This is a genomic window from Lactobacillus sp. B4007 (assembly GCF_026535895.1).
GTDB lineage: Bacteria > Bacillota > Bacilli > Lactobacillales > Lactobacillaceae > Lactobacillus > Lactobacillus panisapium.
Map to the genome: position 1 here is coordinate 105443 of NZ_JAFNPA010000004.1, position 15132 is coordinate 120574.

13 protein-coding genes are annotated in these 15132 nt (G+C 39.1%); 12 read left to right on the forward strand and 1 reads right to left on the reverse strand.

Annotated features, from left to right (window positions below; all coding sequences use genetic code 11):
* The first annotated feature begins 46 nt into the window (after positions 1 to 46).
* Positions 47 to 931 (forward strand): zinc ribbon domain-containing protein, encoded by an 885-nt coding sequence (locus J3U54_RS07410; protein ID WP_103752799.1) that lies wholly within the window; start codon positions 47 to 49, stop codon positions 929 to 931.
* 136 nt (positions 932 to 1067) lie between these two features.
* Here the strand turns inward: J3U54_RS07410 and J3U54_RS07415 are convergent, their stop codons facing one another.
* Positions 1068 to 2279 (reverse strand): L,D-transpeptidase family protein, encoded by a 1212-nt coding sequence (locus tag J3U54_RS07415; protein ID WP_220220598.1) that lies wholly within the window; start codon positions 2277 to 2279, stop codon positions 1068 to 1070.
* Positions 2280 to 2389: 110 nt separating this feature from the next.
* Between J3U54_RS07415 and J3U54_RS07420 the strand changes: the two genes are divergently transcribed.
* The 11 genes from J3U54_RS07420 (at position 2390) to J3U54_RS07470 (ending at position 15075) form a co-directional block, all read left to right on the forward strand.
* On the forward strand, positions 2390 to 3181 hold the full coding sequence (locus J3U54_RS07420; RefSeq protein ID WP_220235073.1) for a DUF4931 domain-containing protein: 792 nt from the start codon (positions 2390 to 2392) through the stop codon (positions 3179 to 3181).
* A gap of 135 nt (positions 3182 to 3316) precedes the next feature.
* Positions 3317 to 3931, forward strand: a complete 615-nt coding sequence (locus tag J3U54_RS07425) for an ECF transporter S component (RefSeq protein ID WP_220220600.1) — start codon at positions 3317 to 3319, stop codon at positions 3929 to 3931.
* A gap of 132 nt (positions 3932 to 4063) precedes the next feature.
* Positions 4064 to 4813: an ABC transporter ATP-binding protein gene (locus J3U54_RS07430; protein ID WP_220232662.1), complete on the forward strand. Its 750-nt coding sequence runs from the start codon at positions 4064 to 4066 to the stop codon at positions 4811 to 4813.
* A gap of 10 nt (positions 4814 to 4823) precedes the next feature.
* The gene (locus tag J3U54_RS07435; RefSeq protein ID WP_267385617.1) at positions 4824 to 6626 is read left to right on the forward strand and encodes an FtsX-like permease family protein; all 1803 of its coding nucleotides are present in this window, start codon (positions 4824 to 4826) and stop codon (positions 6624 to 6626) included.
* A gap of 62 nt (positions 6627 to 6688) precedes the next feature.
* Positions 6689 to 8482 carry an FtsX-like permease family protein gene (locus J3U54_RS07440; RefSeq protein WP_267385618.1) on the forward strand — a complete coding sequence of 598 codons (1794 nt, stop codon included), beginning with the start codon at positions 6689 to 6691 and terminating at the stop codon, positions 8480 to 8482.
* Positions 8483 to 8923: 441 nt separating this feature from the next.
* Positions 8924 to 10126: an ABC transporter substrate-binding protein gene (locus J3U54_RS07445; protein ID WP_164715402.1), complete on the forward strand. Its 1203-nt coding sequence runs from the start codon at positions 8924 to 8926 to the stop codon at positions 10124 to 10126.
* Between the two features lie 47 nt (positions 10127 to 10173).
* A complete protein-coding gene (locus J3U54_RS07450) occupies positions 10174 to 11052 on the forward strand; it encodes a branched-chain amino acid ABC transporter permease (protein ID WP_220235078.1) in 879 nt (292 codons plus the stop codon).
* 8 nt (positions 11053 to 11060) lie between these two features.
* On the forward strand, positions 11061 to 12017 hold the full coding sequence (locus J3U54_RS07455) for a branched-chain amino acid ABC transporter permease (protein WP_220235079.1): 957 nt from the start codon (positions 11061 to 11063) through the stop codon (positions 12015 to 12017).
* A 3-nt stretch (positions 12018 to 12020) separates the two neighbouring features.
* On the forward strand, positions 12021 to 12803 hold the full coding sequence (locus J3U54_RS07460; RefSeq protein WP_103752808.1) for an ABC transporter ATP-binding protein: 783 nt from the start codon (positions 12021 to 12023) through the stop codon (positions 12801 to 12803).
* The gene (locus tag J3U54_RS07465) at positions 12804 to 13514 is read left to right on the forward strand and encodes an ABC transporter ATP-binding protein (RefSeq protein WP_164715403.1); all 711 of its coding nucleotides are present in this window, start codon (positions 12804 to 12806) and stop codon (positions 13512 to 13514) included.
* 385 nt (positions 13515 to 13899) lie between these two features.
* Complete coding sequence (locus tag J3U54_RS07470) at positions 13900 to 15075, forward strand: ABC transporter substrate-binding protein (protein ID WP_374106534.1); 1176 nt, start codon at positions 13900 to 13902, stop codon at positions 15073 to 15075.
* Positions 15076 to 15132 lie beyond the last annotated feature (57 nt).

Below are 15132 nucleotides of genomic sequence, written 5' to 3' on the forward strand. Positions count from 1 at the left end.
TAGTTATTTAGTAAAATAATTAAGGGAATAAAAAGGGGGTTAGCAAATGAAAAAATGTCCAAATTGTGGCGCATTGATGAAATCAAATGTCAATTTTTGTACTAAATGTGGGGCCGATCTGCGGCAGATAGATAATAGTCCCCAAGAGGCTATTGCTAAGTCAGAGGATTCACACCAAATAAAAGGTCAATCAAATAGTGGAGAAAACTTTGAGCAAAATCAGGCAAAGCCAGATGCTGCTAATAATGAACAAGCGCAAGAAAAGCAAGCACCGACTTCAGCTAATACGCAAGAAGCTAATTCAGAAAGACCAAATAATGTCATTCAAAATTACTGGCAATGGTGCGTTGATTCATGGCAGCATCCATTTTCAGCGCTGATTGGAGAAAGCTGGTATGGCTGGGCTACGATTCTATTAGACGACTTGCTGGTTATTTTAGGCTTTTATTTTTGCTTGAAGTCTATGGCTAATGGCTATGGTGTAGGTCGAATAGTTTCTGGTTTTGCCTTTAGCGGCGTCATCAGTTTACTGCTGTTCACACTTTTGTTTGAAGCAATTATCATTGGTGGCTACTATGCAGGACATTATTTTATTTATGGTAAAACTGATGGCTTAATCGCTTTCGTTAATCGGGGCGTTCACGCCAGCAACCTTAATTTGATATTATCATTATTAGTCTTCGTTATTTTAGTAATGGGTCCAAATAATGGCTCATTTGTTTCTGTAGTATTATTTATCATCTTTTCGCTCTTTTACATGAGCTTCCAGGTAACTGCGCTTGGTGAAAATAGACAGCCTATTCGAGATAAAATGTATGGTTATATTATTTCTTATCTGATAATACTAGTAGCAATCGCTATTCTCTTTTCGATACTATACAATTCAATGTATCAATCAATCTTAAACCAAATCTTTTCAACTTTAAATTAATTACGAAATTTCAAATGGGGAAGCCGGTATTTTGCCTTTTTCCCTTATTAACAAATGCGCGAGTAAATTAAAAGGGCATGCTGCTGTAAATTGCAACATGCCTTTTTAATTATTATTAACTTAGAGTATTCACTAGTTAGTCATAGACGATGACTGCTTCATGTTTAACAACATTATGCCAAACATGCTTGATTTCACCTGGCTTAATATTGACGCAACCGTGAGAACCGCCCCGCAAGTATGCCTTTTTACTCCAATCGCCGCGCCAACTGGCATCATGCAATCCGCAACCGCTAAGAGTAAACGGCATCCAGTATTTTACCGGAGAGGCATACTTTGAACCGTCATTGTTGCGGCCGCGTAAAACAGCAGGCGACTCTTTATACTGAATATACCATACGCCAGTAGGGGTACGGTTTCCTTTGCCGCCATTTTCAGTTCCAGTAACAACATCGTTTAAGTGGACGGCTAATTTGCCTTTTCTGACAATCCATAATTCTTGTTTCTTGAGAGAAACAACAACATAATCATTTCCGATTCCATGATTGGACTTGTTATAGCCTAGACCATAAGTACTGTAGCCTAAACCATAGATGTAATCTTCGCCATTTAAGCTGGTTGTACCTTTTAAAAAAGCCTCTTCAACTGCTTTTTGCGCTTTTTTGACGTTAACGCCCCAGCCGTAGCTCTCATTTTTGACGGTAATTGCTTTACTATTAAGCTTATTTTTAACCGGTACTTTAAACTGGTAGCTTTTATGAATTGTCGAAACTTCTTGGTCGATCTTATTTAATTTCGCTGTTAGATTCTCCGAATTAATAAACGAGAATGTACCTTGTTTAAAAATGACTTTGTTAAGGAGTTCATTTGCCTTTAATTTATAGGACTTACCAGCAACTTTGTAGGTAACACTGGCACGACTAACTGATGTTAATTTGCTGTTGGCACTTTCTAAATCAGTATAGTAGTACTCGTAATTTTTCTTGTTGGGCATGGTTGTGTGTTGTTTAGCAAAATAATCACGCACAGTTTGCCGATCAATTGTGTTAATGCTGGGATCACGCTCGATTGCGACTTTACCTTTTTCAAGGGTCACAATATTGTTGGCCTGGCGGTTAATTTTGGCCGTTGCCTTGGCAACAGTTAAATTACCCACTTTAACACCATAAATACTTACATTAGGGTTAAAATGGTTGGTGGCAAATTCTCTTGCCTGTCTTTGTGACTCGACATGGTGGTTATATAAAACTACGCCGAAAACGACCGCTAAAATTAAAACAATTCCAATAATGATTAGGTAAAGATTGTTGCGATTATTGTATTTTTTTAAGTTTTTTCTCGATTCCATAATTTTTACCCACTGTAAATAATTTTTTAAAAATAATTGCGGTTCCAGTTTATCATCTATTGTGGCTCTAGTAAAATACAATAGTTAAAAAACTTGTTTAGGAGGTTCGCATGGAAAATGATCCGTTAATTTTTGATGTTAATATTGCCAAAGAAAAGCCCAATTCATACCGGAAAACCAAGAATAAGTCAGGCTGTCCCTTTTGCGCACCAGATGAATTGAGCAACATTTATGACCGTAACGGCGATATGATCTGGCTGCGCAACAAATATCCTACGTTGCGTGATACGGTTCAAACTGTTCTAATTGAGTCGAGCGATCATCAAGGCGATATTACCACCTATTCTACTAAACAAAACCGGGCGTTAATGCGTTTTTCTTTAGCATGCTTTAATAAAATGCGAAAGCAAGAAGAGTTTCGGTCAACCTTGTGGTATAAAAATTTTGGCCCGCAATCGGGTGGATCACTCATTCATCCTCATATGCAGATTGTTGGCCTGAAAAAGCAAGACGGCTACCATTATTTGTCAGAAAAGAATTTTAATGGGGTTACTTTGTTTAACCAGGAAAACGTGGAAGTCAATATTGCTCGTTTTCCGGTTCAAGGCTATATTGAAATTAATATCAATTTGCATAATAGCGCCGGTATAGACTTGTGGGCAGATTGGATTCAATGCGGGGCAAAATATATGTTGACGGTTCTTTCGAATGGCCGGTGTGATTCGTATAACCTCTTTTTTTATCCGCGAAAAAATAATGTGATTTGTGCTAAGCTGATTGCGCGTTTTGCTGCGCCACCATATTTTGTTGGCTACAAACTATCCCAAGTAGATAACGAAGAGAAATTACAGGACGAGGCCCAAAAATTACGGCAATTTTTTGCTATCACCGCTAATAAATAATTAAACTTGCTGCAGACAGCATTGATAGTTTTTCTTTATGCCATTATTATAATTTTTAATAATCTTAAGCACGATTATTTGCGGCTTATTTGGTTTAGCAATATAATGACAACGTGTTATTTAAGGAGAAATCAGATGCGTAGAGAACAAACTAGAAACTTGGCAATTACTGCCTTATTTATTGCAATTTTTTTACTGCAGACTTTCGTCCCTAATATTGGTTATATCCGTATTTTGCCTGGCTTGCCTGCAATTACTACAGCGCCGTTGACAGTTGCTGTTTATTCACTGTTAATGGGACCGGTTGCCGGAACTTGTTTTGGCATTTTCTGGGGACTGCTGCGGGTGATCCTAGCATATACCCAGCCTGGAGATATGGTCAGCTTAATCCTATTCCAGAATATTTTTATTTCATTTATCCCAAGTATTTGTGCGGGCCTTTTCCCAGGGCTAATTGGTAAGGCCAGTCAAAATAAGAGTAGAGGCGTTAAAGAGGGCAGCTATATCGTTGCTGGTGCAGTTACGTCATTAACGAATACTGTTTTAGTCATTCTTTTGACTAGTCTCATTTTTATGGGGAATTCCTCTAGGCTAATGGGGTATATGGGCAATTTTGCCACGGGAACACCTTTGATCCAAGCACTGATTATTGCGCTTGGCATGAATGGACTGATTGAAGCAATCTTTACTGCTATCGTTACGCCAATTATTGTTACCCCGTTAAAAACGGTGATGAGTAGAGCTAGATAGTCCGTTTTTAGATAAATAATTAAATTTAAAAGTCATTTGCTTTGCAAATGGCTTTTTTTTGTTTGACAAGTTCAAAATAATGGAATAGTGTATTAGTTAAATAATACAGAGAAATGACAGTGAGGTTGAATTATGACTGAAATTTTACGAGTAGATCAAGTTACTAAAACCTACGGTAAACGAGGAGAGAAGCAATATCAGGCACTTAAGGGGATTAATTTCGCCGTTAATTCAGGTGAATTCGTTGCCATCATGGGTGCTTCTGGCTCAGGTAAAACTACTTTGCTTAATATTCTTTCTACACTTGATAAACCGACAACGGGCCACGTTTTTATTAATCACCAAGACAACAGCACGCTTAATGCCAACCAGTTAGCAGACTTCAGGAGTAAGCAAATTGGTTTTATTTTTCAAGATTTTAATTTACTGGAAAACTTGACTAACCGCGAAAATATTGCCTTACCGTTGACACTTCAAGGGGTAAAGTCTAGTCGAATTGATCCGTTAGTTGACCGTATTGCTGCTAGGTTAAGTATTGGTCAGATTATTAATAAATATCCGGCTGAAGTTTCTGGCGGGCAGAAGCAAAGAGTTGCCGCAGCTAGGGCTTTAGTACATGAACCAGCAATTTTATTAGCTGATGAACCCACTGGAGCTCTTGATTCAAAGAGTGCGCGTGAACTGTTAGATACAATGAGCGACTTAAATACAAACGATGGTATTACAACCCTAATGGTTACGCATGATCCACTTGCCGCCAGTTTCGCTAGCCGTATTTTGTTTATTAAAGATGGAAAAATAGGTGAGCAACTACTCAAGCAAGATTTACCGAGACAAAAGTTTTATCACCAATTGCTTGAACACTTAGGTACTGAAGAATAGGGTGAAAATCATGATTTGGAAACTTTTTTTAACGGGCATCAAAAGCCGACTTAAAGACTATCTTGTTCTTTTTTCAGGCTTAATAGTTGCTAGCATGATCTTTTACATGTTCTTAACGATTGCTATTAATCCTTCTTTTATTAGTCATGATGTCAATGCCTCAACGGATTATCTAAATTTCACCTTTGCCTTTGGGATCGTTTTATTAGTCCTGATTACTTTTGTTTACTTAATTAATGCCAATTCGCTTTTGCTCAGTATGCGCAAGCATGATTACGGTATGTTTATGTCGCTAGGAGCCAAAAGCAGCCGCATCGGGCTATTGATTTTTATCGAAACCTTAATTACTGGGATATTGGCTACAATTGCAGGTATTGTCTTGGGCTTTGGCTTAACTGCTATTGTGTCACAATTACTCATTACAAAATTAAATTTACAGATTACTCACTTTGCTGTGATTTATCCGCCAGCAATTGGCTGGACACTCATTTTCTTCATTTTCATGTTCTTTTGGGGCGCTATTCATAATGTGCGAAAATTAACGCACACGCCAATTATTAGCTTACTCAAGGAGGATCAAAAACCTGCTAAACTAGGTAATCATCCGATTAAGCTTGCAGTTGAAGCTGTTTTGGGTCTGCTACTATTAGCGGCTGGTTACCATATCTTGGGTCTGCCTTTAAATATGTTTTTACTAATTATTCCAGGTGCACTCATAACAATTGTTGCAGGAACGTATTTTATTTTTGATGCCGCGTGTGTTGGCGTCATTAATTTCTTAATTAGAAAAAGATCTCTTTCTTATCGCAGATTGCGCGTTTTCATCTTGGGCCAATTGAAGTTTCGCCTGCATGACTTAACTAAAATCTTAACTATTATTTCACTGCTGTTTGCTTTGGCATTGGGTGCAATCACTGTGGGACTTAACTTCACTACTCTTAAAGATTTGGGCAAAGAAAGCATCTATTACGACAATATTGTTGTCAGCGCATCGCCCGCCGTTAAAACCGAAGTTGCCAAATTACATATTTCTACTGAGCAAACCTACCATTATAAAGAAAATCGCAAGAATTTATTTTTAATGCGGGATGAGTTAAAAAAGCAGCCGGTCAAAGACAAAGAAGCCTATTTAGCAGGTCATGAACCAAAATATAAAACTGTCAATTTAGCACTTAGTGACCTTGCTAAAAGTGATACACATGCAAACAATGCCTTTAGTTCACTACTAGGGACGACTAAGAAAATTAAACTGGTGTCCCATTCTGACTGGCAGAACTTACCCGGTAAGCCTCATTTCTTGTCGCTAATGTTAGTTAAAAATTTCGAACAGGATTACCCAACTTTATTAAAGATTCAGCAATTGCAATTAAAAGAAAATCCGCATTACCTTAACCAATTTAATGAGAGCAAACCGGTTTTCTATCAATTAATTAGCAATTTCAGTGGCGGTTTTGAATTTATGGGCTTTTTCCTAGGACTCGCTTTCCTGACCATGCTGGCTTCTACCTTGATGTTTAAGGTACTAAGCGGGGCAGCTAGGGACCGTATTCGTTACCAGATGCTTTATCAAATTGGTGCGGGAAGAAGAGTTTTAAGTTCAGCAGTTAAAAGTGAACTGGGTACATTATTCTTGCTGCCTGCGGTATTAGGAATACTAGATGTTTTATTTGGATTGAAACTATTTAGGATTCTTTTGCCTAATCCGTACCATCACTTATGGATCCCGTTTACAATTTTTATTGTTCTGTACTTTATCTACTATGCAATCACGGTCAAGCTCTACCAGAAAGTCGTCTTACCACAGGAAAAATAAGCAAATGAAAAAACTAATCTATCGCTTAGATTTTTTAATACTTTTGCGCTAGGAGAAAAATTATGATTTGGAAATTATCGTTAACCGGAATCAAAAACAGAATGAAAGATTATGTCGTGCTTTTTTCCGGCTTAATTGTTGCCAGCATGATCTTTTACATGTTCTTGACAATTGCCATTAACCCCGCTTTTCTTGCTAAGAATCTTCCGGTTAACCACCCGAATTACGTCAACTATATTTTTACTTTCGGCATCGTATTGTTGATGATTATTACATTCTTTTACCTGCTCTATGCCAATACCTTCTTGTTAAGCATGCGTAAACATGATTATGGGATGTATATGATGCTCGGGGCAAAAAGCATGCGGATTGGTCTTCTGATTTTCTGCGAAACCTTATTGACCGGGGTAATCGCGGTAATTGTGGGGATTATTTTAGGCTTAGGCTTAACCGCACTTGTTTCTCGGCTGCTAGTCAGCAAGCTGGGCCTAGCAATTAACCACTTTCAGGTAATTTTACCTCGAGCTATTTTAGGCACGATTCTTTTCTTTATTATTATCTTTTTCTTCGGTGCGCTTTTTAATGCGCGCAAGTTAACAAAAACCCAAGTAATCAGCCTGCTGCACGAAGATCAAACACCCGTTAAGTTGAAGCGGCATCCACTATTACTGCTAGTTGAAGGAATAGCCGGCATTGGCCTGCTTGCTTGCGGTTATTATGTGATGACCCTGAACCCCAATAATATCTTCAAGATTATTCCCACAGCTCTGATAACAATTGTTGTTGGTTCATACTTTGTTTTCAATGCGGTCTTCACGTCGATTATTAACCTGCTTTTAAAGAATAAAAAAATTTCCTACCGTGGTATTCGCATGTTTACCTTGGGGCAGCTGAAGTTTCGCTTGCATAGCTATACTCGCATTTTAACCATGATTTCACTTCTTTTTGCCTTGGCATTAGGTGCAATCACGGTTGGCCTTAATTTTAATTCTCTTAAAGAGACAGTTGCCCAAGGATATTACTATGATGCAAGTATTTGTAGCGATTCTAAGCCTGTTAAAAAGGAACTGGCAAAGCTGACATTAAAAAGCCAGCAGACATACCATTATAAAGAGGATCGCCAAAAAGCCTATTTTCAAAGTGCCGAACTGACCAATAAACCACTTAAAAATAAAGAATTAGTTGACTCAAGTACTTCAACCGGCATGATAAAAATGCGCGTTGTAACCGTGCCTAAGGATAGTCTTGCGCCAATTCTTAGCAATTTCTTTCCCAATACTGGTAAGGAAGTGCAACTGGTAACAAAAGAAAAGTACCGGCAATTGAAGCAGAAGCCGAAAGCAATTACCTTGATTAGGACGAAAGACTTCGTTCACGACTACCCGCGCATTTTAAAAATAGAGCACATGGAGGTAAAAGAAAACGCAGCTGCAGCTAATGTAACCAATACTAGTAAAGCTAATGCCTATCAAATGGTAGTCGGCTATGTCAGCGGCTTTGAATTCATGGGTTTCTTTCTCGGGCTAGCCTTCTTAACCATGCTTGCTTCAACCTTAATGTTTAAGGTACTCAGCGGCGCTTACAATGATCGCTTGCGCTACCAAATGCTGGCCAAAATGGGTGTGAGAATCAAATTGCTCAGACGCTCAATCATGATGGAAATTGGTGCATTGTTCGCACTGCCCGGCATTTTAGGCATAATTGATGTTCTCTTTGGGCTTAAGCTATTTAGGACACTGCTAGAAAATCCTTACAGTGGCCTAATATTACCATTCACCATTTTTATCATTCTTTACCTCTTTTATTATTTATTGACGGTTAAGTTATATGAAAAAATCGTCTTAAAGTTTAAGTAGTAGCTCGTATTTAGCTGTGAATTATTAGTTCACAGCTTTTTTTTACGGTAAAATTTGGTTGCAAGAAAAGCGCCTTGCAATAAATAGTAAACGAATTAATAAAAATTATTTGGATATTTATAAAATAATTTTAATATTTTTTATTGACATCTTAATTTACTGTGCCTATAATTCTAAGTATTAAATTAAATTTTGAGGAGGCTATTTTAATGAACAACGAACAAATTAACGCGCAATTGCACATTAAAATAGCTGCTGCTCAAGAAATTATTATTGCCTTGTTGTCGAGAAGGACTTAGCAAACGAGAATTACTAATGGTAATTCACCCAAGTTAAGCCCTTGTTTACGTCTTGATGAATGAGGCTTAACTAACAATTAGCCTGAAGCCTCATTCATTAACTTGAATGAGGCTTTTTGTAGGCATGAGATAAAAGGAGAAGATGATGAAAAGGTTTACTAAAAAGGTATTGGGTGTCCTGACAGCAGGCACAGCAGTATTGATGCTAGCGGGATGTTCAGTTGCCAAAAATGGTGGTAGCGGTGCCGGCACCAAGCAAGACAAGGATACAGTTAAAATTGGTGTCAACATGGAGCTTTCCGGAACCGTTGCAGGTTACGGTAACGCCGAAAAGCAAGGAATCCAGTTAGCCGTCAGTGAAATTAATAAAGCAGGTGGAATTAACGTCAATGGTCATAAGAAAAAGATCAAGTTAATCATGCGCGATAATAAATCGTCAATCGCTACATCGGCTTCTGTAGCAGCGCAATTGACGACTAAGGATAAAGTTGCCGCAGTGGTGGGACCTGCTACGACTAATGCGGGAACAGCACAAATTCCAAACATTACCAAGGCTGCCGTACCATTTGTCAGCCCGTCTGCAACTGATCCAAAATTCACTTTGCAAAAAGACGGTAAGGTACAGCAATACGTATTCCGGGCATGTTTCCAAAACAATATTCAAGGTGAGAGTGCAGCCAAATTTGTCATGGACAAGCTGAAGGCAAAGCGCGTAGCGATTTATGCTGACAATTCTAGTGACTACGGTACGGGCTTGGCTAAGGCGTTTAAGAAGACCTTTAAAGGCAAGATTGTTGATAATCAGACTTACTCGGCCGGAGATAAGGACTTCAATGCAGTTTTGACATCGTTTAAAGCTAAAAACGCTGACGTAATTTATGTTCCTGGTTACTATACGGAAATCGGCTTAATCATCAAGCAAGCTCGTCAAATGGGCATTAAGGTGCCAATCGTTGGTGGTGACGGGATGTGTGACTCAAAACTGGTTCAGATTGCTGGTGCCAAAAATGCCACTAAGATTTTCTACACCACACCATTTTCAACTCGCGTTGCTGCTCAAGATCCGGTTGCTTCCAAATTTTTAAAAGCTTTTAAAGACCGCTATCATGCAGATGCACCTGCATTCTCAGCTCTGGCGTATGACTCGGTTTACATGGTTAAACAAGCAATCGAAGACGAGAAATCTGATGATTCTACTAAGATTGCAGCTGGGTTAGCTAAGCTCAAGGACTTTAAGGGAGTTACGGGCAAAATGACAATCGACAAATATCATAACCCAGACGAGCCAATTGTTATTGAAGAAATTACCAATGGCAAAATTAATAATTCATTCAAGATTGAGTAGGGTAACTTTTTGTCAGCAGATTTACTAAATTAAAGGAGCGATTAAATTTGCAAATAGTTTTACAGCAAATCATTAATGCTTTGTCGCTAGGTTCAATTTACGCCTTACTGGCTTTAGGCTACAGCATGGTTTACGGCATTATTAAATTGATCAACTTTGCTCATGGCGATATTTACATGCTCGGTGCATTTTTTGCATACTATGCAATTAGCCTGTGGCATTTTAACTTTATTACTGCCTTGCTTTCAGCAATGATTGTTGGTGCGATTACGGGTGTTGTAATCGAATATTTCGCATATCGGCCACTACGTAAATCACCGCGGATAGCTGTTTTGATTACCGCAATTGGTGTGTCATTTTTACTCGAAAACGGCATGTCCTACCTAGTTGGTTCAAATGCTCGCAGCTTTCCCCAGGTCATGGAACAAGTTAATTACAATATCGGTGGCGTGATCATTTCCAATGTCCAGGTCTTAATCTTGGCAACGGCTTTAGTTTTAATGCTTTTATTACAAGTTATCATTAAAAAAACCAAGATGGGGCGCGCAATGCGTGCCGTTTCGGTTGACCCCGATGCAGCGGAATTAGTTGGCGTTAATGTTAACCACACTATTTCATTTACCTTTGCCTTGGGCTCAGCGCTTGCAGGTGCAGCCGGTGTCCTGATTGGGATGTACTATAACCAAATTGACCCATTAATGGGGATGACGCCAGGAATTAAAGCATTCGTAGCAGCTGTTTTAGGTGGAATTGGCTCAGTACCTGGAGCATCTCTTGGTGGTTTCCTAATTGGTATATTGGAAACATTTTTCCAATCAATTGGTCTTTCTGCGTACAAGGATGCCGTAGTTTACTTTGTGTTAATTGTTATTTTGCTCTTTTTACCAGCAGGTATTTTTGGCAAAAATACTAAGGAAAAGGTTTAGGTGGCAAAATGAAAGCAAATTGGAAATATATTTTGTCGTGGCTTGCAATCATGGTTGCCGGCTTTTATCTAATCAATACGCTGATTATGGTAGGTGTCATTGACGACTTCATCGAAAATATGTTAGTTACGATTGGAATTAACATTATTTTGGCATCGGGATTAAACTTAATTATCGGATTCAGTGGCCAATTTTCGCTAGGTCATGCTGGCTTTATGGCAATTGGTGCGTATACGACCGCGATCATTACGCAGCATATCAATAGTGAATTAGGCTTTATTGCTTCTGTACTGATCGGAATGGCGCTAGCGATTGTTATTGCTGCCGTCATTGGTACCGCAACCTTTATCAGACTAAAAGGTGACTATTTGGCAATTGCCACTTTAGGTGCTGCCGAAATTATCAGAAACATTATTAATAATTTGAAAATTACGGGCGGTTCCGCTGGGATGTTTAATATTCCGCAGTTTTGTTCGTGGCCAACTGTTTATATCTTGGTCTGCTTAACGACCATTGTTTTGATAAATTTCATTCGCTCACGTGATGGTAGAGCGATTAAGGCTGTTCGTGAAGATGAAATTGCTGCTGAAGCAATGGGTATCAATACGACTAAGTGGAAATTGGCTGCCTTCGTTTTAGGCGGAGCAACTGCCGCAATTGCCGGTAGTTTACAGGCTTCATACGTCCAGACGATTTCACCTTCTAATTATGGCATTATGGAATCTATCTCAATTCTGGTAATCGTTGTTTTAGGTGGTGTTGGCAGTATGACCGGAACCTTTGTGGCAGCTACCGTGTTAGGCATACTTGATACGGTTTTGCAGAACTTTGGCTCGTTGCGGATGGTGATATACGCAATTGCACTGATTCTGATTATGATTTTCAAACCATCAGGACTGCTGGGTAACTGGGAATTCTCCCTGAAGAACTTAACGCGTCGTTTTGGTAAAAAAGAGAGGGGCTAAAGAATGGAACATTTATTGCAAGTTGAGCATGTGGTGCGTAAATTTGGCGGACTGACAGCCGTTAATGACGTCTCCCTCCACTTAGACAAGCATGAATTAGTTGCTTTAATTGGTCCCAATGGCGCAGGCAAAACTACCTTGTTTAACCTGCTGACCGGTATGGTTCAGGTGACAAGCGGTAAGATTGATTTGCACGTTGACCAGCAAAACTATGACTTAACGCGGAAAAGCGCTGTTCAGATAGCTGATTTGGGGCTATCGCGAACTTTCCAAAATATTCGGTTATTTAAAAATCTGACGGTTATGGATAATGTATTAACGGCCATGACTAATGAGTACAAAGAGGGCTTTTTAACGACGGTTTTCCGTTTACCTAGTTTTTATCGCACAGAAAAAGAAATGCGAGTTGCGGCTGAAAAACTTTTAGACATTTTTGACTTGACCGCCAACAAGCAGACTTTGGCCAAAAATTTACCATATGGAACGCAGCGCCGACTCGAGATTGTTCGGGCACTTGCAACAGAGCCCCAAATTCTCTTTTTGGATGAGCCGGCTGCAGGGATGAACCCAGAGGAAACAGCAGATTTAACTAATTTGATTAAGCACATTCAACAAGAATTTCAAATTACCGTCTTGTTGATTGAGCATGATATGTCCTTAGTCATGAATTTAGCGGAGCGGATTTACGTCCTTGATCAAGGTCAAATGCTTGCCACTGGTACTCCAGAAGAAATTAGGTCAAATCCGAAGGTAATCGAAGCATACTTAGGAGAAGGTGAAGACTAGATGGCAATGCTAAAAGTAAGTGATCTTTCCGTTAATTACGGGGTCATTCAAGCGGTAAAAGGGGTCAGCTTTGAAATCAATGAAGGTGAAATCGTCACCCTTATCGGCGCTAATGGTGCTGGAAAATCAACTATCGTAAAGACGATTTCTGGTCTGCTCAAACCTAAAGAGGGACAAATTATCTACCAGGGTAAAGACATTGTGCATCAAAAAGCACCGCAAATTGTGCTAGATGGGATTTCGCAGGTTCCGGAAGGACGGCATATTTTTTCAGGCTTAACGGTAATGGAAAACCTGCAAATGGGGGCTTTTTTACAAAAAAATAGTAGTGAAGCCGCCAAGAGCTATCAAGAAGTGTTTGACCGGTTTCCAATTCTTGCTAAACGCAAGAATCAGGATGCGGCAACTTTATCTGGTGGGGAGCAACAAATGTTGGCTATTGGCCGTGCACTGATGGCTAAACCTAAATTATTGCTGCTTGATGAACCGTCAATGGGTCTGTCACCTCTGTTTATCCAGCAAATTTTCACGATTATTAAAGAGTTAAATGAAAAAGGAACCACGATTCTTTTGATTGAGCAAAATGCTAAGCAAGCGTTGTCAATTGCCAATCGGGGTTATGTTTTAGCAACAGGTCAGGTTCAGTTAACAGGTTCAGGCCATGAATTGCTAGCCAACCCTGAAGTTCAGAAAGTATATTTTGGTGGTTAGCTAGGTTAAAATAATTTTGTATTAATATGCATCATTTTATTTTAATTTAATTACCATTTTCGATTGACTTTCTTAAAGCCAATCGCTATAATTTTAAACATCAAGCTAAATTCTGAGGAGGAAATTTCAATGGAAACTAATGATCATAATTCGATTGCTATTAAAATGACTTATACTCAGAATTTAGCAGCCTTGTTGTTGTCGCGAAGGACTTAACGAAATGAATTGCTTTTAGTAATTTATTGATGGTTAAGCCCTTGTTTGCGTCTTAATGAATGGGGCTTAACTACTTAGTAACAATGAGCCTCGTTCATTAAATGAACGAGGCTTTTTTATTGCCACTAGTAGTTTAAAGGAGAAAGTAATGAATAAGTTTACTAAAAAAATGTTGGGAGTAATGACTGCCTCAGCTGCCGTGATAATGATGTCAGGATGTAGTGTCGCGAAGAATAGCAGTAATGCGGGAACAAAGCAAGATAATGCGGTAGTAAAAATTGGAGTCAACATGGAACTGTCAGGCGCAGCCTCCGGTTATGGCGAAGCCGAAAAACAGGGTATTCAACTAGCTGCCAGTGAAATAAACAAAGCGGGTGGAGTCGACGTTAATGGTCATAAAAAGAAAATTAAACTAATAATTCGTGATAATAAAACGGCTATTGCCACTTCGGCTTCAGTAGCGGCGCAATTGACAACAAAGGATAAGGTAGCGGCCATTGTTGGTCCAGCTACGACTAATGCCGGAACTGCTCAGATACCTAATATAACTAAGGCAGCCGTTCCTAGCGTTAGTCCATCAGCCACGGATCCCAAATTTACTTTACAAAAAGATGGTAAGGTTCAACCATACGTCTTTCGTGCCTGCTATCAAAATAACTTCCAGGGTGGCAGCGCAGCGAAATTTGTCTTTAATCAGTTAAAAGCAAAGAGAGTTGCAATTTTAGCTGATAATTCAAGTGATTATGGCACTGGTTTGGCTAAGGCCTTTAAAAAGGCATATCAAGGCAAAATCGTTGATAGTCAAACATTTTCAGCAGGTGACAAAGACTTCAATGCCATTTTAACTTCATTTAAATCCAAAAAAGTTGATGCAATATATGTTCCTGGATATTACACAGAAGCTGGTTTAATCATCAAGCAAGCGCGGCAAATGGGGATTAAAGTTCCAATCGTTGGTAGTGATGGCATGGCCGATCCTAAATTAGCCCAAATTGCTGGTAATAAAAATGCAACTAAGATCTACTACACGACACCATTTTCTGTTCGGGCAGCTGCCAAGGATCCAGTTGCTGCTAAGTTTATGAAGGCATATAAGGCGCGTTATCACGAACAAGCACCGACTTTTTCAGCCCTTGCTTATGATGCGGTTTATATGATTAAAGAAGCAATTGAAACGGGTAAATCGGATGATTCAGCTAAGATTGCAACCAATTTAGCCAAGATTAAAGACTTTACCGGAGTTGCTGGCAAAATAACGGTTGACCAAAAGCACAACCCGGAAAAGCCAATTGCGACAGAAGAACTGACTAATGGACAGGTAAGCAATTCATTTAAAATTGAATAATTGAGTTACTTAGTAAAAGTTAGCTGGTAAGTAAAAAAATGCTCTTAAGGACAAATT

Excerpts from the sequence above, each read along its gene's own strand:
- J3U54_RS07410 (WP_103752799.1), top strand. The coding sequence starts at position 47 with ATGAAAAAATGTCCAAATTGTGGCGCATTGATGAAATCAAATGTCAAT.
- J3U54_RS07415 (WP_220220598.1), bottom strand. The coding sequence starts at position 2,279 with ATGGAATCGAGAAAAAACTTAAAAAAATACAATAATCGCAACAATCTT.
- J3U54_RS07420 (WP_220235073.1), top strand. The coding sequence starts at position 2,390 with ATGGAAAATGATCCGTTAATTTTTGATGTTAATATTGCCAAAGAAAAG.
- J3U54_RS07425 (WP_220220600.1), top strand. The coding sequence starts at position 3,317 with ATGCGTAGAGAACAAACTAGAAACTTGGCAATTACTGCCTTATTTATT.
- J3U54_RS07430 (WP_220232662.1), top strand. The coding sequence starts at position 4,064 with ATGACTGAAATTTTACGAGTAGATCAAGTTACTAAAACCTACGGTAAA.
- J3U54_RS07435 (WP_267385617.1), top strand. The coding sequence starts at position 4,824 with ATGATTTGGAAACTTTTTTTAACGGGCATCAAAAGCCGACTTAAAGAC.
- J3U54_RS07440 (WP_267385618.1), top strand. The coding sequence starts at position 6,689 with ATGATTTGGAAATTATCGTTAACCGGAATCAAAAACAGAATGAAAGAT.
- J3U54_RS07445 (WP_164715402.1), top strand. The coding sequence starts at position 8,924 with ATGATGAAAAGGTTTACTAAAAAGGTATTGGGTGTCCTGACAGCAGGC.
- J3U54_RS07455 (WP_220235079.1), top strand. The coding sequence starts at position 11,061 with ATGAAAGCAAATTGGAAATATATTTTGTCGTGGCTTGCAATCATGGTT.
- J3U54_RS07460 (WP_103752808.1), top strand. The coding sequence starts at position 12,021 with ATGGAACATTTATTGCAAGTTGAGCATGTGGTGCGTAAATTTGGCGGA.
- J3U54_RS07465 (WP_164715403.1), top strand. The coding sequence starts at position 12,804 with ATGGCAATGCTAAAAGTAAGTGATCTTTCCGTTAATTACGGGGTCATT.
- J3U54_RS07470 (WP_374106534.1), top strand. The coding sequence starts at position 13,900 with ATGTTGGGAGTAATGACTGCCTCAGCTGCCGTGATAATGATGTCAGGA.